We start from the raw sequence: 23679 nt of genomic DNA on the forward strand, positions 1-23679 counted from the left end.
CTATCGGCGCGTCAATGCGGCCAGCAAGGAGCGATTTTGAACGAACCATTGGATTACGCCGAGCAATCGGGCGTCGTTGAGCAGCGAGTGCACCGGCATCGCGGGAGCGCCGTCGAGACCGCCGCCGACCGGATCGGCCAGGAGTGGCCGGTCGCGCTCGTCTTCAACGGCATCTCGCATGCCGTCATGATGTGTACGCCGCGCGATCTCGAGGCGTTCGCGGTCGGCTTCGCGATTTCCGAAGGGATCGTCGAGCGCCGCAGCGACATCCACGACATCGAAGTGACGATGCACGGCGAAGAATTGCCGTTTCCGCACGCTCAGGTCGAACTGACCGTCGTCCAGCAGGCGTTCGTCGCACTCAAGGAAAAGCGGCGCGCGCTCACCGGCCGCACCGGATGCGGGGTGTGCGGTATCGAGAGCATCGACTTGCTCGATCTTGCGCCCGAGCGCGTGCCCGATACGGGATTCCTGTCACGCCTCGCACCCGACGCGATCGCACACGCGGCGCGCGCGCTGCCCGAGCATCAGGCGCTCACGAAGCTCACGGGCGGCCTGCATGCCGCCGCATGGTGCGCGGCCGACGGCTCGATTCGGCGCGCCTTCGAGGACGTCGGCCGACACAATGCGCTCGATAAGCTGATCGGCCAGCTCGTCCTCGATCGCACGGATACGACCGACGGCTTCGTCTTCCTTTCGAGCCGTGCCAGTTACGAGCTGGTACGCAAGGCGGCGCGCGTCGGCATCCCGATGGTCGCGACGATATCGGCACCGTCGTCGCTGGCTGTCACGATCGCGCGTCAGGCAGGCATCCGGCTGTTGAGCTTTTGCCGCGAGGCCGGGTATGTCGACTACGAAACGGCATAGGGAGCGTCGCGCCGCGACCGGGGCGGCGCACCGCTGGATCGGCGCAGCCCGCTAATTGAACTGGCGAAAGTCCGGCTTGCGCTTTTGAAGAAATGCCGTCATCGCTTCGCGTGCTTCGGGCGCGAGCAGCATCTTGCCGAAGTGCACGACTTCCTCCTTGATCCGCTGCTCGACTTCCTGTTCTCCCGCCTGCTTCATCAAGCGCTTCGTCACGCGCAGCGACGTGGCAGGCAACGTCGCCAGCTTGGCGGCCTGCGCGAGAGCAAACGCATCGACTTCACCCACCGGCAAGAGGCGGTTCACGATTCCCATCCGATGCGCCTCGCGTGCGTCGAACGCCTCACCCAGCAGCAATTTTTCCGCAGCGAGCTGATGACCGGCCAGGCGCGGCAACAGCAGGCTCGAAGCAGCCTCGGGGCAGAGCCCGAGTTGCGCGAACGGCAACGAGAACGTCGCCGAATCGGCCGCATAGACGAGATCGCAATGAAGCAGCAGCGTCGTGCCGATCCCGACCGCGAGGCCCGCTACCGATGCCACAACCGGCTTTGGCGCGGTGCTGATGCTGCGCAGGAACCGCAGAACCGGCGCGTCCTCGCCCATCGGCGGCGACTTCACGAAATCCTCGAGATCGTTGCCCGCGCTGAATGCGCCCCCGACGCCGCGAATCACGATCGCACGCACGGCCGCATCGTCGCGGGCATCCTCGAGCGCTTCGGTCATCGCGGCATACATCGCCGACGTGATCGCATTCTTTTTATTCGGACGATTGAGCGTAATCGTCATCACGCCATCGGCGCGCTCCACCAGAATTTCGTCCGTCATCTGTCGACTCCAGAAAAAGCGATGGCTCGCGAAGCTGTCCGATCGTCGACGAGCGATCATTGAGCCCGCGAGCCGTCACCGATGTCCACCGCGTCAGGCCGATCAAAGGCGCTCGATAATGCCGGCCGCACCCATCCCGGTACCGACGCACATCGTCACCATCCCGTACTTCAGGTTGCGCCGGCGCAGGCCATGCACGACCGTGGCCGCGCGAATCGCGCCGGTCGCGCCGAGCGGATGCCCCAGCGCGATAGCGCCGCCGATCGGATTGACCTTTGCCGGATCGAGCCCGAGCTCGCGAATGACGGCGAGCGACTGCGCCGCGAACGCTTCGTTGAGCTCGATCCAGTCCAGATCGTCCTGCTTGAGGCCGGCGGCCTTCAGTGCAACGGGAATGGCCTCTTTCGGCCCGATGCCCATCACTTCGGGAGGCACGCCACGCACGGCGAAGCTCACGAAACGCGCCAGCGGCGTCAGGTTGAACTGCTTCAGGATCTTTTCCGAAACGACGACAAGGGCGCCCGCACCGTCCGACGTCTGCGAGCTGTTGCCGGCCGTCACCGACCCCTTGCTCATGAACACAGGCTTGAGCTTCGCGAGTCCTTCGATCGATGTGTCGGGCCGAGGGCCCTCATCGAGCGCGAGCTCGCGCGTGCTGACTTTGACCTCGCCCGAGCCCAGATCCGGAAATCGCTCGACGATCGCATAAGGCGCGATCTCATCCTTGAATTCGCCAGCCTTTTGCGCGGCGATCGCCTTCTCGTGTGAACTCAGCGAAAAGCGATCCTGGTCCTCGCGGCTCACCTGCCAGCGCTCGGCGACGCGCTCGGCCGTCAGCCCCATGCCGTAGGCGATGCCATAGTCTTCGTCGCGATCGAAGATATGCGGCGACATCGACGGCGTATTGCCCATCATCGGCACCATGCTCATCGATTCGCACCCGCCCGCGATCATCGCATCGGACTCGCCGACACGGATCCGGTCGGCCGCCATCGCGAGCGCAGTCAGGCCCGATGCGCAGAAACGATTGACCGTCACGCCGCCGACCGACCTCGGCAGGCCCGCGAGCAGCGCGCCCATGCGGGCGACGTTGAGCCCTTGCTCGGCCTCGGGAATCGCGCAGCCGACGATCGCGTCTTCGATGACGTTCGTATCGAGCGCCGGCACCTGCGCGACGGCCGATTTGATCGCATGGACGAGCAGCTCGTCCGGGCGCGTGTTCTTGAACGCCCCACGCGGCGCCTTGCCGATCGGCGTGCGGCTCGCCGCGACGATGTATGCGTCTTGCAGCTGTTTGCTCATTTGCAGCTCCTCATTGCCACCGCGTTAGTTGCGCACCGGCTTGCCGGTCTGCAGCATGCCCATGATCCGCTCCTGCGTCTTTTGCGTGCCCAGCAGCTCGACGAACGCGCGGCGCTCGAGCGTAAGGAGCCACTCCTCGTCGACGAAGCTTCCCGCCTCCACATCGCCGCCGCATATGACCTCGGCGATGCGCGAGGCGATCAGGAAGTCATGTGCGCTGATGAAGTTGCCGTCGCGCATGTTGACGAGCTGTGCCTTGATCGTCGCAATCGCCGAGCGGCCCGCGACGGGAATCTGCGAAGCCCGCAGCGGCGGGCGATAGCCGGCGGCCGCCAGTGCGCGCGCTTCTTTCTTCGCCGTATCCAGCAGCTCGAAGACGTTGAAGACGATCGTGTCCGACGGCTTCAGATAGCCCATTGCGCGCGCTTCGAGCGCGGAGCCCGAGACCTTCGCCATCGCCGCGTTCTCGAACGACTTGGTGACGAACTTGAGCAGCTCGCCCTGCGGCGCGCCGACGGCGGCGGCCGTTTCTGCCGCGCGCAGCACCGCCTCCTTGAGACCGCCGCCGGCCGGCAACAGCCCGACGCCGACTTCCACGAGCCCAACGTAGCTCTCGAAATGCGCCACACGCTTTGCGCTGTGGAGCATCAGCTCGCAACCGCCGCCAAGTGCGATGCCCGACACCGCCGTCACGACGGGCACGTTCGCGTATTTGACGCGCAGCATGCCCTGCTGGAACTTCTTCACGAACGGCTCGATGCCCTTCGCGCCGCCCATCATGAACGCGGGCATCGCCTCCTCGAGGTTCGCGCCGGCCGAGAACGGTCCGCCGGGCGTGCCAAGCGTCAACGAGGTCGGCTGCCAAATGACGACGGCGCGGTAGTCCTTCTCGGCGAGATCGATCGCCTGCACGAGCCCGTCGATGACGCTCGGCCCCATCGTGTTCATCTTGCTCTTGAACGAAACGATGACGACATCGTCTTCGCCGGCGCGATCGTCGACCCACGCGCGCAGCGTCTCGCTTTCGAAGAGCGTCTTGCCCTGCTTTCTCGGATCGCGGCCCGTCTCGCCGACGAGCGGTGCGCGGAACATCTGCTTGTCATAGACGCCGAGCGTGGAACGCGGCACGAACGACTTCGCGGCGGGCGACCACGATCCCTCGTTGGTATGGACGCCGCCTTTCTCGGCCACGGGGCCATCGAACACCCACGAGGGCAGCGGCGCCTTCGCGAGCGCCTTGCCCGCGGCGATATCGTCCCGCACCCATTCGGCCACTTGCTTCCAGTCGGCGGCCTGCCACCCTTCGAACGGCCCGTCGCTCCAGCCGAAGCCCCATCGAATCGCGAGATCGACGTCACGCGCGTTGTCCGCGATCGATTCGAGATGCACGGCGATGTAATGGAAGACATCGCGGAAAATGGCCCAGAGAAATTGCGCCTGCGGGTGCTCCGATTCGCGCAGCAGCTTGAGGCGCTCCGCCGGCGCGCGCTTCAGGATGCGGCCGACGAGCTCGTCCGCCTTGGCACCGCTCTCGACGTACTCGCCCGTCTTCGGATCGAGCACCTTGATCGTCTTGCCTTCCTTCCGATAGAACCCGCTGCCGCTCTTCTGTCCGAGCACGCCCTTCTGCACGAGCGATGCCAGCACGGCAGGCGTCTCGTAGACGGGGAAGAACGGATCTTCGGGAAGATTGTCCTGCATCGTCTTGATGACGTGCACCAACGTATCGAGGCCGACGACGTCGGCTGTACGGAACGTCGCCGACTTTGCGCGCCCGAGACGTGCACCCGTCAGGTCGTCGACCTCGTCGAAGCGCAGCCCGTATTTCGCGGCTTCCGCCATGACGGCGAGGATGGAAAAGACGCCGACGCGGTTCGCAATGAAGTTCGGCGTGTCTTTCGCACGAACGACGCCCTTGCCGACGACGCTCGTGAGGAACGACTCGAGATCGTCGAGGATCTGCGCGCGCGTCGTCGCTGTCGGAATCAACTCGACGAGATGCATATAGCGCGGCGGATTGAAGAAATGCACACCGCAAAAGCGCGACTTCAGCTCGTCCGAAAATCCTTCGGACAACTGAGTGATCGAGAGGCCCGACGTATTCGTCGCGAAAATCGCATGGGGCGCGAGATGCGGCGAGACCTTCTGGTAGAGATCGTGCTTCCAGTCCATGCGCTCGGCGATCGCCTCGATGACGAGATCGCATTCGGCGAGCCGGGCAATATCGTCTTCGTAGTTCGCCGGTTCGATGTAGCGCGCATCGTCCTTGATGCCGAGCGGGGCCGGCGAGAGCTTCTTCAGATTGTCGATCGCCTTGAGGGCGATCGCGTTCTTCGGGCCTTCCTTGGCCGGAAGGTCGAACAGCAGCACCGGCACCTTGGCGTTGATGAGGTGCGCGGCGATCTGCGCGCCCATTACGCCGGCGCCGAGAACGGCCACCTTGCGAATGATCAGGTTGCTCACGTGTCTCTCCAGTTAAAACAGCGCCTCGTCGATCTCCATCAGCGGCTTCGCACCCGCGCGCGCGATGCGGATCGTCGCGGCCGTCTCGGGCAGGAGCCTCGCGAAGTAAAAGCGCGCGGTGGCGAGCTTCGACTTGTAGAACGGGTCGCCCGACGCCTCTTTGTCGAGCGCGATGCGTGCCATGCGGGCCCAGAAGTACGAGAAGACGAGATGGCCGACGGTGCGCAGATAGGGTACGGCGGCAGCGCCCACTTCGTCGGGGTTCTGCATCGCCTTCATGCCGATCTCCATCGTGAGCTTCTGCACCTTTTCGCCGATATCGGCGAGCGGGTTGACGAACTCCTGCATCTCGGGCTTCACGCCCTCCGCTTCGACGAACTCGGTCACGAGCTTGCCGAATTTCTTCAGCTTCGCGCCCATGTCGGCGAGCACCTTGCGGCCGAGCAGATCGAGCGCCTGCACGGCATTCGTGCCTTCGTAGATCATGTTGATGCGCGCGTCGCGAACGTACTGCTCCATGCCCCATTCGGCGATATAGCCGTGCCCGCCGAAGACCTGCAGCGCGTGATTGGTGCACTCGAACGCGTTGTCCGTGAGGAATGCCTTCAGCACCGGCGTGAGCAGCGCGACGAGCTCGCTCGCGTCCTTGCGCACGGACTCGTCGGCGTGCGAGAGCTCGCGATCGATCTGCACCGCGGCCCAGTACGAAAACGCGCGCGCGCCTTCGGCGTAGGCCTTTTGCGTGAGCAGCATACGGCGCACGTCGGGGTGGACGATGATCGGATCGGCCGGCTTATCCGGCGCCTTCGGGCCGGAGAGCGAGCGCATTTGCAGACGCTCCTTCGCGTAGGCGAGCGAGTTCTGGTAAGCCACTTCGGTGAGGCCGAGCCCCTGCATCGCAACGCCGAGCCGCGCCGCGTTCATCATGACGAACATCGCCTGCAGGCCGCGGTTCGGCTCGCCGACGAGCCAGCCCTTTGCGTTGTCGAGATTTATCACGCAGGTGGCGTTGCCATGAATACCCATCTTGTGCTCGATCGATCCGCACTGGATGGCATTGCGCTGACCCGGCGCGCCGTCCGCCGTCGGAACGAACTTCGGCACGATGAAAAGCGAGATTCCCTTCGTCCCCGGCGGCGCATCCGGCAGCCGCGCGAGAACGAGGTGAACGATGTTCTCCGCGAGGTCGTGCTCGCCGCTCGAGATGAAGATCTTCGTTCCCGACAGCGAATAGGAGCCGTCTCCATACGATTCGGCCTTCGTGCGCAGCATGCCGAGGTCCGTGCCGCAATGGGGCTCGGTCAGGCACATCGTGCCCGTCCAGATGCCGGCGACGAGCTTCGGCAAATAGACCCTCTGTTGCTCGGGTGTGCCGTGCGCGGTGAGGCACTCATAGGCGCCGTGCGAGAGCCCCGGATACATCGTCCAGGCCTGGTTCGCCGAATTCATCATCTCGAACAGCGCGTTGTTGACGAACTTCGGCAGCCCCTGGCCGCCATACTCGGGTTCGCAGGAGAGCGCCGGCCATCCCGCTTCGACGTACTGCCGGTAGGCCTCCTTGAAACCCTTGGGCGTTTTGACGACGCCCTCGCCCTCGTAGACGCACCCTTCCTGATCGCCGCTCTGATTGAGCGGGAACAGCACCTCTTCGCAGAACTTGCCGGCTTCTTCGAGCACCTGATTGATCGTATCGGCGTCGAGTTCGGCGTGCCTCGGCATGCCCTTCAGTTCGGCTTCGACGTCGAGCAGCTCGTGCAGAACGAACTGCATGTCGCGCAGCGGCGCGGCGTATTGGCCCATGACTACCCTCCCAAAGATTGCGGCGACAAGCGCGGCCGTCGATCGAGGCGGGCATTCCCACGCGCCCCGCTAACGGCTCTGGTAAGAAACGATCGTCTTTTCCAACGCGGCCCACGTGAGGCGCGCGGCATCGGGCAGATGCAGAAACCGCGCGTCGTGATGCAGACCGAGCGTGAAGCTATACAGTTCGAATAGCATCAGGTTCGGATCGGTATCCGCACGCAGATGCCCCTCTTCCACCGCCTGCGAAATCGCGCGCAAAAGCGCCGCGCGCCAGGTCGAAACGCTCGCGACGAGCTGCTCGCGCACCGGGTTGTCACCGCGATCGTCGTACTCGACGGCGCCGCTGATATAGATGCATCCCGTCATCACTTCCTGGACGCGCTTATCCATCCAGCGAGACAGCATCGCCTTCAAGCGCGGCAGACCGCGCGGCTCGCGCAGGCTCGGGTAAAACACCTCTTCCTCGAACCGGCGGTGGTACTCGCGCACCACTTCCACCTGCAGATCCTCGCGCGAGCCGAAATGCGCAAACACGCCGCTTTTGCTCATCTGCATGCGCTCGGCCAGAAGACCGATCGTCAGACCTTCGAGCCCGTCGCGGCTCGCCAGGTCCAGCGCTGCATCGAGAATCGCGGCGCGCGTCTGTTCACCTTTTCGCATGGCCTCGTACCGTTCTTTTCGTGATCGAACCAAAAAATAGAACGGCCGTACTATTATTGAGTGCGGCCGTCGTCGAAACAAGGACTTTATTAGAACGCCGTATCTAACCGGGGGCCTTATTCTTGCCTCATTTGCCGAGGGCGGAAAAGAGGGCTTTCGCGGATTGCGATAGCGCGCCCGCCGTTGCGGCTCCGTTACCGCGCCGTTACGTTAAGCCCCTCGATCCCATCAATCGTATCCGCCGATGGTGATGAGTTTCATGACGGCCCGGTAAGCGATGTAGGCGACCCCGTTGACCGCTCGCTCGAAAAAGGGCCGCGCGGCGTACCGAGCGGCATCGATCGGCCGCGCTTCGTCGAAGGCGGCGAGCATCGCCTCGCGCAGCAGCGCGATTTCCGGATGCTCGACGAGCACGACGTTGGCCTCGTTGTTGAGGACGAGACTGAGCGCATCGAGATTGGACGAGCCGACCGTCGCCCAGTTGGAGTCGACCACGGCCACCTTGCCATGGAGCATCGTCTTTTCATACTCGGCTATGCGCACGCCGGCTTTCAGCAGCGTCCGGTAGAGGTAGCGGACCGCGTGGTCGAGCAGCACGAACTCTTTGCGCCCGACGACGAGCCGCACGTCGACGCCGCGGCGCGCCGCGCTCGCGAGGGCGCGGCGGATCTTGCGTCCGGGCATGAAGTAGGGATTCGCGACGAGGATTTCGCGTCGCGCCCGGCCGATCGCGACGAGATAAGCCTTCTCGATCGCGCGCCGGTTGACGAGGTTGTCCCGTGCCACGAAGGCAACGGCCGACGCGCCGAGCGGAATCGACGCGCCTCGCCGGCCGCGCGCCCAGGCCGGCAGCCAGGCGCCTGCTCGCAGCGCTTCCAGCGGATGCGGGCGATGTCCGCCCTCGATGCGCCGCCATTGGATGTCGAACGCGGCGCTCACCTGCGCGACGACGGGCCCCTCCAGCTCGACGGCGAAGTCCCAGCGCGGAAACGGCAGGCTCACGCCGTTCGAGTCGTAGTCGTCGACGATGTTGATGCCGCCGCAAAAGGCAAAACGCTCATCGACGACGGCGATCTTGCGGTGCGTGCGCGAAAAGCCGAAACGGCCGAAAAGATGCGGATTGTAGACGCGATGCTCGACGCCGGCGGCAAGCCATTCATCGACAAACGGCAGGCGCCCCGTGCCGATACCGTCGGTGATGATACGCACACGCACGCCGCGCTTTGCCGCGCGGATCAGTGCGTGCGAGACGGGCTGCCCGGCCGCGTCGTCGCAGAAGATATAGGTTTCGAGCGCGACGCTCACTTGCGCCGCATCGATGCGAGCGATCAGCGCCGCGAAGTAGTCGCCGCCCGAGCTCAGGAGACGAACGTCGTTGCCCGCGGTGAACGCCAGCCGCACGAGGCCTCGGCGCGAGAGCAGGCCCGCGCCGAATCGCGCCAGCCGGCGCGTGCGGCGCCGGCTCATGCGTCCCGTGCACGCGCGCGGCGCGGCAGTTCGAGGATCGCGTCGCGGTTCGACGAAGAGAAGCAGCGTGCCGCCGCTTCGGCATAGGGCAGCCACAAATACGCGGTGTGCTCGCGCGGCGCAAGCGTCACCGCCATCCGGTAGGGTACCTCGAGCCCGAACCAGTGCTCGACGTTGCGGGTGATGCCCTCGGCGTATCGATGCCGCCAGACGGGATAGATTTCGTACTCGATCTGGTGATGCCAGTCGATCAGTGCATCGGCCCGCACTTGCGCACCGCCGATCTCGATCCCCGTCTCCTCCGCTACTTCGCGCACGGCTGTCTGCGTGAGCGGTTCATCGAAATGGTCTTTCGAGCCCGTCACCGATTGCCAGAACCCCGGGCGATCGGCGCGCTCGATAATCAACACGTCGAGCTCGGGCGTGTAGATGACGACGAGGACGGACTCCGGAATCTTTGGCGGCTTTTGCATGGTTTTTCAATCGTAGCCCGTGAGAAGAAAAAAGGCGCCAACGCGCCTTTTTTCTTCCAACAAAACAGCGAGGCCCTCTCAGACCTTCGATTGTTCCGGCTGACGCAAGCGGATATGCAGCTCGCGCAACTGGCGCTCGTCGACAGCGCTCGGCGCCTGCGTCAGCAGATCCTGCGCGCGCTGCGTCTTCGGGAAGGCGATGACGTCGCGGATCGAATCGGCGCCGGCCATCATCGTCACGATGCGATCGAGACCGAACGCGATGCCGCCGTGCGGCGGCGCGCCGTACTGCAACGCGTCGAGCAGGAAGCCGAACTTCGCCCGCGCCTCCTCGGGCCCGATCTTCAGCGCACGGAACACCTTGCTTTGAACATCCTCGCGATAGATCCGCACCGAGCCCCCGCCGATTTCCCAGCCGTTCAGCACCATATCGTAGGCCTTGGCCAGGCATCGGCCAGGATCGCTCTCGAGATACTCGAGATGCTCGTCTTTCGGGCTCGTGAACGGGTGATGCGCGGCGACGTAGCGTGCTTCTTCTTCGTCGTACTCGAACATCGGAAAATCGATGACCCAGAGCGGCTTCCAACCCTGCTCGACGAGGCCGTTCGCCTTGCCGAACTCCGAGTGACCAATCTTCAGACGCAGCGCGCCGAGGCTGTCGTTGACGACCTTCGCGCGATCCGCGGCGAAGAAGACGATGTCGCCATCCCGTGCACCCGTGCGTTCGAGGATCGCGGCGATCGCGGCATCGTGCAGGTTCTTGACGATCGGGCTTTGCAAACCGTCGCGCCCCTTCGCCGCATCGTTGACCTTGATCCAGGCGAGGCCCTTCGCGCCGTAGATGCGCACGAATTCGGTATAACCGTCGATGTCGCCGCGCGTGAGCTCACCGCCCTTCGGCACGCGCAATGCGGCGACTCGCCCATCCTTGCTGTTGGCCGGCGTGCTGAATACCTTGAACTCGACGTCCTTCATCGCATCGGTGAGCTCGGTGAACTCGAGCTTCACGCGCAGATCGGGCTTGTCCGAGCCGAAGCGCGCCATCGCCTCGGCGTACTGCATGACGGGGAACGGATCGTCGAGCGCCACGTCGATCGTTTCCTTGAAGACGTGGCGAATCATCTTCTCGAACAGGTCGCGGATGTCCTGCTCGGAAAGGAACGAGGTCTCGCAGTCGATCTGCGTGAACTCGGGCTGGCGGTCGGCGCGCAGGTCCTCGTCACGGAAGCACTTCACGATCTGATAGTAGCGATCGAAGTTCGCAACCATCAGAAGCTGCTTGAAGAGCTGCGGCGATTGCGGCAGCGCGAAGAATTGCCCAGCGTTGACGCGCGACGGCACGAGATAATCGCGCGCGCCTTCAGGCGTGCTCTTCGTCAGCATCGGCGTTTCGATGTCGATGAAGCCTTGCGCGTCGAGGTACTTGCGCACCTCCATGGCCACCCGGTAGCGCAGACGCAGGTTCTCCTGCATCTGCGGGCGGCGCAGATCGAGCACGCGGTGGGTCAGGCGCGTCGTTTCGGAAAGATTGTCGTCGTCGAGCTGGAATGGCGGCGTGACCGATGCGTTCAACACCGTCAGCTCATGGCAAAGCACCTCGATCTTGCCGCTCTTCAAGCCGGTGTTGACCGTCCCCTCGGGGCGGTTGCGCACGACACCGACGATGCGCACGCAAAACTCGTTGCGCACGCCCTCGGCCGCCTTGAACATCTCGGGCCGATCCGGGTCGCAGACGACCTGAACGAGCCCCTCGCGATCGCGCAGGTCGATGAAGATGACGCCGCCATGATCGCGCCGGCGATGCACCCATCCGCACAGCGCGACGGATTGGCCCAGCAGGTGTTCGGTCACCAGACCGCAGTATTCAGATCTCATCGACATGGTGTTCGTCTTTCGTTTGCATGAATGAGCGAGACGCGCCATGCGGCGCGCTTCGCATTAAAGGGGCGGCTCGACCGGACGTCGTATCGGCGCAACCGGCGTCGGCGCGGCCGGGGCGACGACGCCCATCGAGACGATGTACTTCAGGGCCGCATCGACGCTCATGTCGAGCTCGACGACCTCGCTTCTCGGCACCATCAGGAAAAAGCCCGACGTCGGATTCGGCGTGGTCGGGACATAGACGCTCACATGCTCTTCCTGCAAATGATTGACGACGTCGCCGCCGGGCGCGCCGGTCAGAAATGCAATCGTGTAGGAGCCGCGCCGCGGATACTCGATCAGCAGCGCCTTGCGAAACGCGTTGCCGCTGCTTGAAAGCAGCGTGTCGGAGACCTGCTTCACGCTCGTATAAAGGGGCCCGACGACCGGGATGTGGCGGACGATCGCATCCCACCAGGTGACGAGCTTCTGACCGACCAGGTTCTGAGTGAAGAGACCGACGACGAATATGAACGCGATCGTCAGCAGTGCACCAATGCCCGGCAGATGGAAGCCGAAAAGCTTCTCCGGTTGCCACGAGGACGGCAGGAGCAGCAGCGTCTGGTCCATCGTGCCGATGATGAGCCCGAGCACCCAAAGCGTGACGGCTAAGGGCACGATAACGAGCAGACCGGTAAGGAACACGGATTTGAGCGTCGTCTTCTTCATGAGTACCGCCAGAAATTTTTTAGAGCCCCCGCGCTCACTTCGTTCCGTGCCCCCGAGGGAGTTCGGCTGCCTTGGCGCGAAACCGGCGCCACGAACATCCCCTGGGGGCAAGCCCCCTTGGGGAGAGTAGTCGTGCGCCGCGGAAATGAGTCGGCGCGGGGTGCGAGCCGCTTACTGCTGGTCGAGCGGCAGCGGCTGGCGACGGCGCCCGGACGGTGCGCTCGCCGGCATTCCGGCCACGCCCTCCGCCCGAACCCGTGTCACGCGTCCGACGTGCTGGACGCAGCGGCCGTCGAGCTCGCCGTACTCGTGGACGCGCCCGTCGCCGCGCCGGCATTCGACTCGCCGGAATTCGACCCGTCGGAATTCGACCCGCCGGCTTCGGGCTTGCCGCCTTCGGCGCCCTTGGCGCCGTTCGCGCCCTTTCCGCCGCTCGAGCCACCGCGGAAATCGGTGACATACCAGCCGGAGCCCTTCAATTGAAAGCCGGCCGCCGTCAACTGCTTGCGGAATGTTTCACTGAGGCATTCGGGACACTGCGTGAGCGGCGCATCGCTGATCTTCTGCAGGACGTCTTTCTCGAAGCCGCACGATTCGCAACGATAAGCGTAGATCGGCATGATTCTCTTCCCGTCAATTCCGACGAAAACGGTTCAAAGCTTGCAAAACGTTGAATTATAGCCGTAATCGGCTGACGCCCCGATGTCGGGCCGCGGCCGAAAGCCACTCGTGAGATGGGGGCGGCGATTCGGAAATTCAAGCCCCATATGCCACCACGAGCCAGAAGCGCGCGACGACGGCCCCGACGCCGACCGCCACGCCGAATAGCAGCAGCGCCTGGAGCAGCCGATTCGTGCGCCGTTGCTCGACGAGCAGCATCTGCATGACGGCGTCGTCCGGCGACCGCGAGCCCTCGCGCACGTCGGCGAGCACGTTATGCACGAGGCGCGGCAGCTGCGGCAGCGTCTTGCTCCATTGCGGCGCCTCGATCTTGAGCCGCTCGAACCAGCCGCGCAATCCGACTTGCTCGTTCATCCAGCGCTCGAGATAAGGCTTCGCGGTCTTCCAGAGATCGAGCTCGGGGTCGAGCGAGCGCCCGAGGCCTTCGACGTTGAGCATGGTCTTCTGCAGCAGGACGAGTTGCGGCTGGATTTCGACATTGAAGCGTCGCGAGGTCGAGAAAAGCCGCATCAGCACCTGGCCGAGCGAGATGTCCTTCAGCGCCCGGTCGAAGTACGGTTCGCAAACGGCACGGATCGCGCTTTCGAGTTCCTCGACGCGCGTCGTGGGCGGCACCCAGCCCGACTCGAGGTGAAGCGTCGCGACGCGGTGGTAATCGCGCTTGAAAAATGCCAGGAAGTTCTGGGCGAGGTAATTCTTGTCGAAGTCCGAAAGCGCGCCGATGATGCCGAAATCGAGCGCGATGTAGCGGCCGAAATGCGCGGGATCGAGGCTCACCTGGATGTTGCCCGGATGCATGTCGGCATGAAAAAAGCCGTCGCGGAAAACCTGCGTGAAAAAAATCTCGACGCCTTCGCGCGCGAGCTTTGGTATGTCGACCCCCGCCTCCCGCAGCGTCTCGACCTGGCTGATCGGCACCCCGACCATACGCTCCATGACGAGCACGCTCGGCGTGCAGAATTCCCAGTACATCTCGGGAACGAGCAGCAGATCGAGTCCGGCGAAGTTGCGGCGCAGCTGGCTGCCGTTGGCCGCCTCGCGCATGAGGTCGAGCTCGTCATGCAGATACTTGTCGAACTCCGCGACAACTTCGCGCGGCTTCAAGCGCTTGCCGTCGGCCCAAAGGCGCTCGGCCCAAACGGCGAGATCGCGCAAGAGCGCGAGGTCCGAATCGATGACGGGCAGCATGTTGGGCCGCAGCACCTTCACGGCCACGGGCTTGCCGGCGTGCTGTCCCGATTTCACTCTGGCGAAATGCACCTGGGCGATGGAAGCGCTCGCCACGGGAATTCGCTCGAAATCGTCGAAGAGAACGTCGACGCTCGCGCCGAGCGATTTTTCGATGATCCCGATCGCCACGTTGGAATCGAATGGGGGCACCTGATCCTGGAGCTTCGCAAGCTCCACGGCAACTTCGGTCGAAAGCAGGTCGCGCCGCGTCGAGAGCACCTGGCCGAACTTGACGAAGATCGGGCCGAGGCTTTCGAGGGCAAGGCGCAGCCGCACGGCCGGCGGCGACTTGAAGCGGCGGCCGATCGTGCCGATGCGAAGCAGGAATCGCACGCGGCGATCCTTGATGCGCGCGAGCATCATCTCGTCGAGGCCGAAACGGATGACGGTGAAGACGATCTTGATAAAGCGCAGAAGACGCATGGAGGAAAAATCCCGGGGCCGACGTCTAGCGCATGCCGCGCATCGGTACGCTCACCGCTCGCCCGCCGCGCTCGATGCGTTCAATGCGCTTTTCGAGCCGTGCGAGCGCGTCACGTGCGCGTGCGAGCTCCGCGTTGAAAAGGTCGAGCGATGGACGGCGCACGAGTTGCGGATTCTCATCGAGCAGGTACTCGGCAACCGAGTCGCGCAAATTGCGGCCCGCGCGCGCCGCCTGCTCGCCGGCCGTCCGCACGAGCGTGGCGACACGGTGTGCCGGCGCATCGCCGATCAGCTTCGCGAGGTCTTCCTCGGGTTCCCAACGTAAGTGCTCGGCCAGCTTGCCGAGCAGCGTCGCGAACTCGGCGTCGCCTTCGATTTTCACGTGCTTCATGACCGCCGCTTGCCCGCCCTGCACGAATGCAGGCAAAGCATCGGCCGGTACGGCGATGGCGACGTCGACTTGCGGCGCCTCCGACTCGTCGACACCGTTCAAATAGCCTTCGGGTTCCACGACGAACGTCAGGACGACGGACGAGAAGACGAGCCGGGCCGTCTTGCCCGCATAGGGCGCCAGGCGCTCGCGCGCCCAGGCTTCGCGAGCGAGCAGGTGATTGACAGCGGCGGCGATCGGTTTGGCGGCGAGGATCATCGGGCTCGAAAACGAAAAGCCCGCGCAGGCAGGTGGCCTGCGCGGGCCTCTATTGTAGCGTCCGATCGGGCGCCGGCCGCCGGCGACATGCTCGGGAGGTCGACGCACCGACGCTGACGAGACGACGCCGCGCCTGTAACCGGCGCGCGGCGCGACGGGCGGCACCGATCAGCAACGGGCGCGCTTACTGAGACGCACTCGTGGTCAACGGGTTGACTGACCATGAAGGCGGCGCGGGCGGCAATGGCGGCCCGCCTAGTTTGATTATGATTTTCCCATGCATGTCGGACTCTTGATTGAGGCAATTGGCTCGCCCCCAACTCGCCTTGTCGGAGCTTTCACAGATCGCCGACTTGAAGAGCGTACCGTCCGTGCAGAGATCGGACGCTCCCGGCGCGACCGGTTCTACGGGTTTTGTTTCGACTTTGGTTCGAAACCAGCCAATTTCTGCATCAAACCGGTTGGTCAAACGCATGCGACATTGCCACCGGAAGTTGTCCTCTTGCCGGGACGCTGTAACGAGCCAGCGCAGTTCCTTGGTTTCGTAGAAACAGTTGTCTTCCGAAAGCTTTTCGTAGTACCTGTATGTTTCGTTCCATCCTCGGTTAAGAGTAAAGTTTGCGTTCCCCGCGACGGGTTTCGCGCAAGAGGAAACCTCTTGCGTCATTTCGAATTGAGGATTGTTTGCGCCATAGTTATCGACCTCAATCATATTTAAACGCCGCTTCGGCTCCGCATTGGCATGCAGCGAGGCACTTATTGCAGAAATCGCCAACGCAATCAGGATGAATATTCTCATAGGAGCAGGCCTGGTTGGGCCGACCGCTTCCCGCTCCCAGCTCGCGATTGCGGGCGATTGCAAGAATCATTGGCCGGCTTGGATTTTGTCGTCTTTGCCACGTCCACACTCGTTCACGCGGCACCCAACCTTCAATGCGAATTGGCCCGCTCTAATGAAGCGCCGACTGTTGAATCCCGGCAAGCAGCCAGCCCTCTCCTGCGCGCGCCGACTTCGTCAGATTCCACACCTCCGAAAATGGCTCGGCCGGCGCGCCAGCCGATTCGCGAATCAGTCCGCTGAAGCGAACGCTCGCAAGATACTCGGTACCGCGGTCTTCGACGCCGAGCAGCTCGGCGTTCAACTGGACGACGTCGGTCCGATTCGTTTCACGGCCGCGCGCGTCGATGTCACGTTTCAGCTCGGTCAACATCTCGGGCGTCGTGAGGTCGCGGATCTCGGCGAGATTGCCCGCGTCCCACGCCGCCTGCAAGCGCGCGAAGTTGAGCTTGGCGTGATGCAGGAACGTTGCCGCATCGAAACCGGCTGGCAGCGTTGCCGCCATGCCCGCGGACTGTCCCGGGCCTGACCACACGGCGCCGCCCGCGGGGCGGCCGAACCCCTCATCGGCGCCCGCCTGCATGCGGCTCTCTCCGAATGGCCGCGAACCAAGCGGCGACGCACCCGTCGCGGTGCCGGCCGTGCCGTATGCGGGCGACGGCGCGCGACGGCCACGCGACATGAGCTTGCGCACGAGCCAGATGCCGATCATTGCAAGCAGCGCAATGACAATGATGTTCGCCATCGCCCCCGCGAACGCCGCCCCGAGACCAAAATGCGACAAGAGCGCCGCAATGCCGAGACCCGCCGCGAGCCCGGCGATCGGCCCGAGCCAGCGCGAACGCGGCGAAGCAGCGGGCGCGGGTTGCGGCGATGGAGACTGCTGAGCGCGCTGAGCCTGAGACGGTTGTGCCGATTGCTGCATCGGCTGTTGCTGGGCAGGATTCCGAGGCGAAGACGGCGCATTCTGCGACGGGTGCACCATCTGCGACTGGCGCCCGACGCTGCGGCCGCCACCGAGCCGCTTCGCGTGCGCATCGAGCGACGCGATCGTGCCGACCGCGATCGCCGCGACGACCGTCGCCAGTCCGATTCGCTTCGCCACAATCGCGGAAAGCTTTTTGAAAGCACAGCCAAACGAATCGGTCATCTCAAAATCCTCCATTAAAACAATGAGCTAGCGACGCTAATACTTCGTCGCGACATGCAAGGCTACCACGCCAGCTGACAAATTGTAATATTTGACGGCATCGAGGCCTGCTTGTTCCATCATTGTTTTCAACGTGTCCTGGTCCGGATGCATGCGAATCGATTCGGCGAGATAGCGGTAGCTTTCGGCATCCTTCGCGAACTTGTTGCCGAGCCAGGGGAGCACCTTGAATGAGTAAATGTCGTAGGCGCGGCGCAACGGCTCCCAGACTTTCGAGAACTCGAGCACGAGCAGGCGTCCGCCCGGCTTCAGCACGCGCCGCATCTCGGCCAGCGCGGTTTCCTTATGCGTCATGTTGCGCAGGCCGAACGCGACCGTGACCACGTCGAAGTAGTTGTCCGGAAATGGAATTTTCTCGGCGTCGCAGAGGAGCGCGGGGGTGATCACGCCGTCGTCGAGCAGCCGGTCGCGGCCCACGCGCAGCATCGACTCGTTGATGTCGGTCAGCCAGACTTCGCCCGTCTGGCCCGCCTGCTTCGCGAACGTCTTGGCGAGATCGCCGGTGCCGCCCGCGATGTCGAGCACCTTGAACCCGGGTCGCACGTTCGCCTGCGCGATCGTGAACTGCTTCCAGATCCTGTGCAGCCCGCCCGACATCAGATCGTTCATCAGGTCATAGCTCGGGGCGACCGAGTGGAAGACACCCGCCACCTTCTTCGCCTTTTCTTGTTCGTCGACCGTCTCGTAGCCGAAATGAGTCTTGGTCATGGCGCACATCCTCCCTTCTTTTGCATGGTTGCGCGCGAACGCGGCGGGAGCCGCGGCAGTGCGCGATCTACTACGATCCCTTGCCCGTCGCCGAGAGCTGCCGCCGCGGCCCCTGGCACGGACTCCCTCAGTGGCAGTGGCCGTGCCCGCCCGGTGTGTCCGGTGCGCTCATCGGCGCGTCGCGATCGACGCCCGCCGCGGCGAGCTTGTCGAGGTATTGCCGCCACAGCGCGTCCTTCTGTGTCGCGAGCTCGTAAAGCAAATCCCACGAATAGATGCCCGTGGAATGCCCGTCCGAAAACGTCGGCTGCAGCGCGTAATTGCCGACGGGCTCCATCGCCACGATCGTCACGTCGCGCTTGCCCGTTTGCAGCGTCTCCTGTCCCGGCCCGTGCCCACGCACTTCAGCTGACGGCGAATAGACGCGCAACAGCTCGAACGGCACGCGATAGCTTCGGCCGTCGGCGTATTGCAGCTCGAGCACGCGCGAGACGGCGTGAATGACGACGCTCGTCGGTACGGGCGTATCGGATGTGAGTCCGCTCATGGCTTTCTCGATAGAAATTCTGGGCGTGCGGGTTCGGCCGGTTCAGGCCTTCATGCCAACGCCTCGGCGACTTCGCGACGAACCGCGTCGCCAAGGAGCGTGGCTTGCGCGCGCCGCGACGATAGCAACGCCTCCGAGACGCCGCGCTGGCGCGGCGCCCAGACGGGCAGCGGGAAATGCGCGTCGTTCGAAAAGCGCGGGATCACGTGCCAGTGCACGTGCGGCACCTGGTTGCCGAGGCTCGCGAGGTTGACTTTGACCGGCTGCAGCACCTGCCGCTGCGCCCGCTCGACGGCATAGACGACGCGCATGAGACGGTCGCGCTCGGCGGCCACGAGATCGGAGAACTCGGAGACGTGCCGGTTCCAGATCACCCGGCAAAAACCCGGGTAATCGTGCTCGTCCGCGAGGACGACGCGCATGGCGTCGTCCTGCCAGAGCACTACCCCGCCTTCGTCACGGCAGAATGCACAGTCCATCGTCGTCCTTTCGCGTCTTTTGCATTATCGCGGCCTCGATGAAACGCCCGATTCTCTCGCGCCTCGGCGCCTGTCACGCCTATTAGACCAGCACCCGCTCGATCCCGCCATCGTTGGCCTTACGGACGTAGTCGACCATCCAGTCCTCGCCGAGCACCTTGCGCGCCATTTCTACGACGATATAGTCGGCTTCGATGTCCGCATCCTCGTTGTAGCGCGAAAGCCCTTGCAGGCAGGACGGGCAGCTCGTCAGGATCTTGATGTCGGGCTGGCCGTGCGCACCGCTCGCCGCGCCGTCGGATGCGGCGCCGTTGGCAGCCGCGCCGTTGCCGGCCGCTCCCGCGTCGACGATCGGCAACGCGCGCAGCTTGGCCGCGCCCTTCCTGATCTCTTCTTCCTTGCGAAAGCGAACCTGTGTCGAGATATCGGGCCGCGTGACCGCGAACGTGCCCGACTCGCCGCAGCAGCGGTCGTTCTTCTCGATCTTGTAGCCGTCGTTGCCCGCGCCCATCAGCTCGTTGACGAGCTTGACGGGATCCATCGTCTTGATCGGCGTATGGCACGGGTCGTGGTACATGTACCGCACCCCGCTTACTCCGTCGAGCTTCATCCCCTTCTCGAGCAGGAACTCGTGGATGTCGATGATGCGGCAGCCCGGGAAGATCTTGTCGAATTCGTAGCCCGCGAGCTGGTCGTAGCAGGTCCCGCACGAGACGACGACCGTCTTGATATCGAGATAGTTGAGCGTGTTCGCCACGCGATGGAACAGCACGCGGTTATCGGTGACGGTCTTCTCGGCCTTGTCGTACTGCCCCGCGCCGCGCTGCGGGTAGCCGCAGCAGAGGTAGCCCGGCGGCAGCACGGTCTGCACGCCGGCTTCCCAGAGCATCGCCTGCGTGGCGAGCCCGACCTGCGAGAAGAGGCGCTCGGAACCGCAGCCCGGGAAGTAGAACACCGCTTCCGAATCGACCGTCGTCGTCTTTGGGTTGCGGATGATCGGCACGATCTTGTTGTCCTCGATGTCGAGCAGTGCGCGCGCCGTCTTCTTCGGCAGATTGCCGGGCATCTTCTTGTTGACGAAGTGGATCACCTGCTCGACCACGGGCGGCTTGCCCGTCGTCGCCGGCGGATGGGCCGTCTGCTTCTTCGCGAACTGCTTGACCACCTCGTTGCCGAAGCGCTGGACCTTGTAGCCGACCCCCATCATCGCCGTGCGCGCGACGTTGATCGTGCGCGGGTTCGTCGCGTTGAGGAAGAACATTCCCGCGGCCGAACCCGGGTTGAACTTCTTCTTGCCCATCTTGCGCAACAGGTTGCGCATGTTCATCGACACGTCGCCGAAGTCGATCTTCACCGGGCACGGCGTCACGCACTTGTGGCAGACCGTGCAGTGATCGGCCACGTCGTTGAACTCGTCCCAATGCTTGATCGACACGCCGCGGCGCGTCTGCTCCTCGTAGAGGAACGCCTCGATCAGGAGCGAGGTCGCGAGGATCTTGTTGCGCGGGCTGTAAAGGAGGTTCGCGCGCGGCACGTGCGTCGCGCAAACGGGCTTGCACTTGCCGCAGCGCAGGCAGTCCTTGACCGAATCGGCGATCGCGCCGATATCGGACTGCTGCATGATCAGCGACTCGTAGCCCATGAGCCCGAAGCTCGGCGTATAGGCGTTGCGCAGGTCGGCGCCCGCGAAAAGCTTGCCCTTGTTGAAGCGCCCTTGTGGATCGATGCGCTCCTTGTAGGCGCGGAATTCGGCGATCTCGTCGTCGGTCAGGAATTCGAGCTTCGTGATGCCGATGCCGTGCTCGCCCGAGATGACGCCGTCGAGCGAGCGCGCGAGTTTCATGATCCGCTCGACCGCCGCATGGGCAACCTGCAGCATCGCGTAGTTGTCCGAGTTGACGGGGATGTTCGTATGAACGTTGCCGTCGCCCGCGTGCATGTGCAGCGCGACGAAGACGCGCCCGCGCAGCACCTGCTTGTGGATTGCCTGCGCTTGCTCGAGGATCGGCTTGAACTCACCGCCGTTGAAGATCTGCCGCAGCTCCGCCCGGATCTCCTGCTTCCACGAGACGCGCACAGTGCGATCCTGCGTCACGTGGAAAACCGTCGCGCCGGATTGGGCATCGACGCGGTCCGCGAACTTCTCGGCGAGCGCTTCGTAGCCGAGCTGCACGAGCGTATGCTGAGCCTCGCGCAACGGCATGTCGAGGTTGTCCCGCAGGAACGTCCAGCGCTCGCGCACGCGCCCGAGCAGCTCGAGCGCATGCTGAACGCGGTCTTCGAGCAACTCCGCGCTTGGAATTTCGTTGGCGTCGTCGGTCTTGCCGAGCGGCAGGTTACCCGCCTTGAAGAAGGCCTCCAACGCGTCGACGAGCTCCAGCTTGTTCTTGATCGAGAGCTCGATGTTGATGCGCTCGATGCCGTCCGTATACTCGCCCATCCGGTCGAGCGGGATGACGACGTCTTCGTTGATCTTGAACGCGTTCGTATGCTTGGAGATGGCGGCCGTGCGGCTGCGATCGAGCCAGAAGCGCTTGCGCGCCTCGGCGCTGACGGCGACGAAGCCCTCGCCGCTCCTGCCGTTCGCCATGCGCACGACTTCGGAAGTCGCGGCGGCGACGGCGTCGGCATCGTCACCGACGATGTCGCCGATCAGCACCATCTTCGGAAACGCACTGCGCTTCGACTTCGTCGCATAGCCGACCGCGCGCAGATAGCGCTCGTCGAGATGCTCGAGGCCGGCGAGAATCGCGCCGCCGCGCCTGGCCGTCTCGAAGAGATAGTCCCTGATCTCGACGATGCTCGGGATCGCCTCGCGCGCCTGCCCGAAGAACTCGAGACAGACCGTGCGCGTATGCGCCGGCATCTTGTGGAGCACCCAGCGCGCCGACGTGATCAGACCGTCGCAGCCTTCCTTCTGTACGCCCGGCAAACCGGCGAGGAACTTGTCAGTCACGTCCTTGCCGAGCCCCTCCTTGCGGAAGCGCCGGCCGCCGATCGAGAGCGTCTCGCTGCGCAGGAGCTTCTCGCCGGGCGCGTGCTCACCGTCGAACCATTTGAGCTCGAAACGCGCCGTCTCGATATCGTGAATCTTGCCGAGGTTGTGTTCGAGGCGCGTGATTTCGAGCCAGTTGCCGTCCGGATCGACCATCCGCCACCAGGCGAGATTGTCGAGCGCCGTTCCCCAGAGCACCGCCTTCTTGCCGCCCGCGTTCATCGCGATGTTGCCGCCGATGCAAGACGCGTCGAGCGAGGTCGGATCGACCGCGAAGACATAGCCGGCCGCTTCCGCCGCCTCGGTCACGCGCCTCGTGACGACGCCTGCGCCCGAGAAGATCGTCGGCACTTTGCGCGCGACGCCGGGCAGCTCGGTCAGCTCCACCGCGCCGAGCAGTTCGAGCTTTTCCGTGTTGATGACGGCCGAAAACGGCGTGAGCGGCACCGCTCCGCCGGTATAACCCGTGCCGCCGCCGCGCGGAATGACCGTGAGGCCGAGCTCGAAGCAGGCTTTGACGAGGCGGGCGATTTCCTCTTCCGTATCGGGCGTCAGAACGACGAACGGATACTCGACGCGCCAGTCTGTTGCATCGGTGACATGCGAGACCCGAGAGAGTCCGTCGAAGCGAATGTTGTCCTTCTGCGTGCAGCGGCCCAGCACTTTCAGTGCGCGCCGGCGCAGTTCCGCCGTCTCGGCGAACTCCGCCGCAAATGCCTCGACCGAACGACGCGCGGCGGCGACGAGCGTTTCGACGCGCGCGGCGCGCTCCTGACCGGCCACGTCGTCATGCGAGACGAGATCGGCGCGGCGACGCTTCTCGATTTCGGTGAGCCGGTGATGGAGCGCTTCGATGAGCAGCTTGCGGCGCTTCGGATTGTCGAGGAGGTCGTCTTGCAGATAAGGGTTGCGGCGCACGACCCAGATGTCGCCGAGCACTTCGTAGAGCATACGGGCCGAGCGGCCCGTGCGGCGCTCGGCCCGCAACTCGTCGAGAACCTGCCACGCCTCTTCGCCCAGCAATCGGATGACGATTTCGCGGTCGGAGAAGGACGTGTAGTTGTAGGGAATCTCGCGCAAGCGCGGTTCGGGATCGGCAGCCAGCGCGGCGGCGGCGCCGTTCGGATCGAAGACTTGAGGTGCGTTCATGGTCGGACGGATCGATGGGCCGGCCGCGCGCTCGTCGATCTAGTCGACTGAGCGACCGCGCGGCGAGCATTGCGCATCAGGCGCGCTATTTTCTGGAAAGTTTGGCTTCGTCAGGCGAACGGCCATCGCACGGCGGGCGCCGGCGAGCCCTCGCAAGCAGCGTCTCACACCGGCCACGATCGTCCGTGACGGACGTGCCGCTCCGCCGCGGGGCGCGCTTCTCGCGGTGCGGGGATCAAGTGGGCGGTCCGAGGTTGCCAGCGCATTTTCCGGTCCAGGGTGTATCGAAATGCGATTCTACCGCAGGATGGGGGTGGGCGTGGG

Annotated in this window: 19 protein-coding genes and 1 pseudogene; 2 read left to right on the plus strand and 18 right to left on the minus strand. The window is 64.2% G+C overall.

The window, feature by feature from the left end; translation table 11 throughout:
* Nucleotides 1-36 precede the first annotated feature (36 nt).
* On the plus strand, nt 37-867 hold the full coding sequence (gene fdhD, locus C9I57_RS22240; RefSeq protein ID WP_107152771.1) for a formate dehydrogenase accessory sulfurtransferase FdhD: 831 nt from the start codon (nt 37-39) through the stop codon (nt 865-867).
* A 51-nt stretch (nt 868-918) separates the two neighbouring features.
* Here the strand turns inward: fdhD and C9I57_RS22245 are convergent, their stop codons facing one another.
* The 13 genes from C9I57_RS22245 to C9I57_RS22305 form a co-directional block, all read right to left on the minus strand.
* The gene (locus C9I57_RS22245; RefSeq protein WP_107152772.1) at nt 919-1689 is read right to left on the minus strand and encodes an enoyl-CoA hydratase; all 771 of its coding nucleotides are present in this window, start codon (nt 1687-1689) and stop codon (nt 919-921) included.
* Nucleotides 1690-1791: 102 nt separating this feature from the next.
* Nucleotides 1792-2991, minus strand: a complete 1200-nt coding sequence (locus C9I57_RS22250) for an acetyl-CoA C-acyltransferase (protein ID WP_107152773.1) — start codon at nt 2989-2991, stop codon at nt 1792-1794.
* A 24-nt stretch (nt 2992-3015) separates the two neighbouring features.
* Nucleotides 3016-5454, minus strand: a complete 2439-nt coding sequence (locus C9I57_RS22255; RefSeq protein WP_107152774.1) for a 3-hydroxyacyl-CoA dehydrogenase/enoyl-CoA hydratase family protein — start codon at nt 5452-5454, stop codon at nt 3016-3018.
* A gap of 12 nt (nt 5455-5466) precedes the next feature.
* On the minus strand, nt 5467-7254 hold the full coding sequence (locus C9I57_RS22260) for an acyl-CoA dehydrogenase C-terminal domain-containing protein (RefSeq protein ID WP_107152775.1): 1788 nt from the start codon (nt 7252-7254) through the stop codon (nt 5467-5469).
* 69 nt (nt 7255-7323) lie between these two features.
* The gene (locus C9I57_RS22265; RefSeq protein WP_018443713.1) at nt 7324-7917 is read right to left on the minus strand and encodes a TetR/AcrR family transcriptional regulator; all 594 of its coding nucleotides are present in this window, start codon (nt 7915-7917) and stop codon (nt 7324-7326) included.
* A 228-nt stretch (nt 7918-8145) separates the two neighbouring features.
* Entirely contained in the window at nt 8146-9384 is a 1239-nt protein-coding gene (clsB, locus tag C9I57_RS22270; RefSeq protein WP_107152776.1) for a cardiolipin synthase ClsB, read from the minus strand.
* Entirely contained in the window at nt 9381-9857 is a 477-nt protein-coding gene (gene nudB, locus C9I57_RS22275) for a dihydroneopterin triphosphate diphosphatase (RefSeq protein ID WP_107152777.1), read from the minus strand. Before nudB ends, clsB begins: the two co-directional genes overlap by 4 nt.
* Nucleotides 9858-9935: 78 nt before the next feature.
* On the minus strand, nt 9936-11738 hold the full coding sequence (gene aspS, locus C9I57_RS22280) for an aspartate--tRNA ligase (protein ID WP_107152778.1): 1803 nt from the start codon (nt 11736-11738) through the stop codon (nt 9936-9938).
* 57 nt (nt 11739-11795) lie between these two features.
* Nucleotides 11796-12446, minus strand: coding sequence for a DUF502 domain-containing protein (locus C9I57_RS22285; RefSeq protein WP_018443709.1), 651 nt, complete (start codon nt 12444-12446; stop codon nt 11796-11798).
* 260 nt (nt 12447-12706) lie between these two features.
* Nucleotides 12707-13066, minus strand: a complete 360-nt coding sequence (locus tag C9I57_RS22290; protein WP_107152779.1) for an FmdB family zinc ribbon protein — start codon at nt 13064-13066, stop codon at nt 12707-12709.
* A gap of 136 nt (nt 13067-13202) precedes the next feature.
* Entirely contained in the window at nt 13203-14780 is a 1578-nt protein-coding gene (ubiB, locus tag C9I57_RS22295; RefSeq protein ID WP_107152780.1) for a ubiquinone biosynthesis regulatory protein kinase UbiB, read from the minus strand.
* 25 nt (nt 14781-14805) lie between these two features.
* On the minus strand, nt 14806-15429 hold the full coding sequence (locus C9I57_RS22300) for a ubiquinone biosynthesis accessory factor UbiJ (protein ID WP_107152820.1): 624 nt from the start codon (nt 15427-15429) through the stop codon (nt 14806-14808).
* A gap of 184 nt (nt 15430-15613) precedes the next feature.
* A complete protein-coding gene (locus C9I57_RS22305) occupies nt 15614-16228 on the minus strand; it encodes a hypothetical protein (protein WP_107152781.1) in 615 nt (204 codons plus the stop codon).
* A gap of 12 nt (nt 16229-16240) precedes the next feature.
* Between C9I57_RS22305 and C9I57_RS33355 the strand changes: the two are divergent.
* Nucleotides 16241-16363 (plus strand): annotated as a pseudogene (locus C9I57_RS33355) (IS5/IS1182 family transposase); the annotation flags it as partial.
* 16 nt (nt 16364-16379) lie between these two features.
* Here the strand turns inward: C9I57_RS33355 and C9I57_RS22310 are convergent.
* The 5 genes from C9I57_RS22310 to C9I57_RS22330 form a co-directional block, all read right to left on the minus strand.
* Nucleotides 16380-17417, minus strand: a complete 1038-nt coding sequence (locus C9I57_RS22310; RefSeq protein ID WP_107152821.1) for a Tim44 domain-containing protein — start codon at nt 17415-17417, stop codon at nt 16380-16382.
* 36 nt (nt 17418-17453) lie between these two features.
* Nucleotides 17454-18185 (minus strand): bifunctional demethylmenaquinone methyltransferase/2-methoxy-6-polyprenyl-1,4-benzoquinol methylase UbiE, encoded by a 732-nt coding sequence (gene ubiE, locus C9I57_RS22315; RefSeq protein ID WP_107152782.1) that lies wholly within the window; start codon nt 18183-18185, stop codon nt 17454-17456.
* Between the two features lie 127 nt (nt 18186-18312).
* Nucleotides 18313-18732, minus strand: a complete 420-nt coding sequence (locus C9I57_RS22320) for a gamma-butyrobetaine hydroxylase-like domain-containing protein (protein ID WP_107152783.1) — start codon at nt 18730-18732, stop codon at nt 18313-18315.
* A gap of 50 nt (nt 18733-18782) precedes the next feature.
* Complete coding sequence (locus tag C9I57_RS22325; protein WP_107152784.1) at nt 18783-19211, minus strand: HIT family protein; 429 nt, start codon at nt 19209-19211, stop codon at nt 18783-18785.
* A gap of 82 nt (nt 19212-19293) precedes the next feature.
* Nucleotides 19294-23355 (minus strand): DUF3683 domain-containing protein, encoded by a 4062-nt coding sequence (locus C9I57_RS22330; protein WP_107152785.1) that lies wholly within the window; start codon nt 23353-23355, stop codon nt 19294-19296.
* Between the last annotated feature and the right edge of the window lie 324 nt (nt 23356-23679).

Origin of the sequence: Trinickia symbiotica (genome assembly GCF_003028655.1) — a bacterium.
Classification (GTDB): domain Bacteria; phylum Pseudomonadota; class Gammaproteobacteria; order Burkholderiales; family Burkholderiaceae; genus Trinickia; species Trinickia symbiotica_A.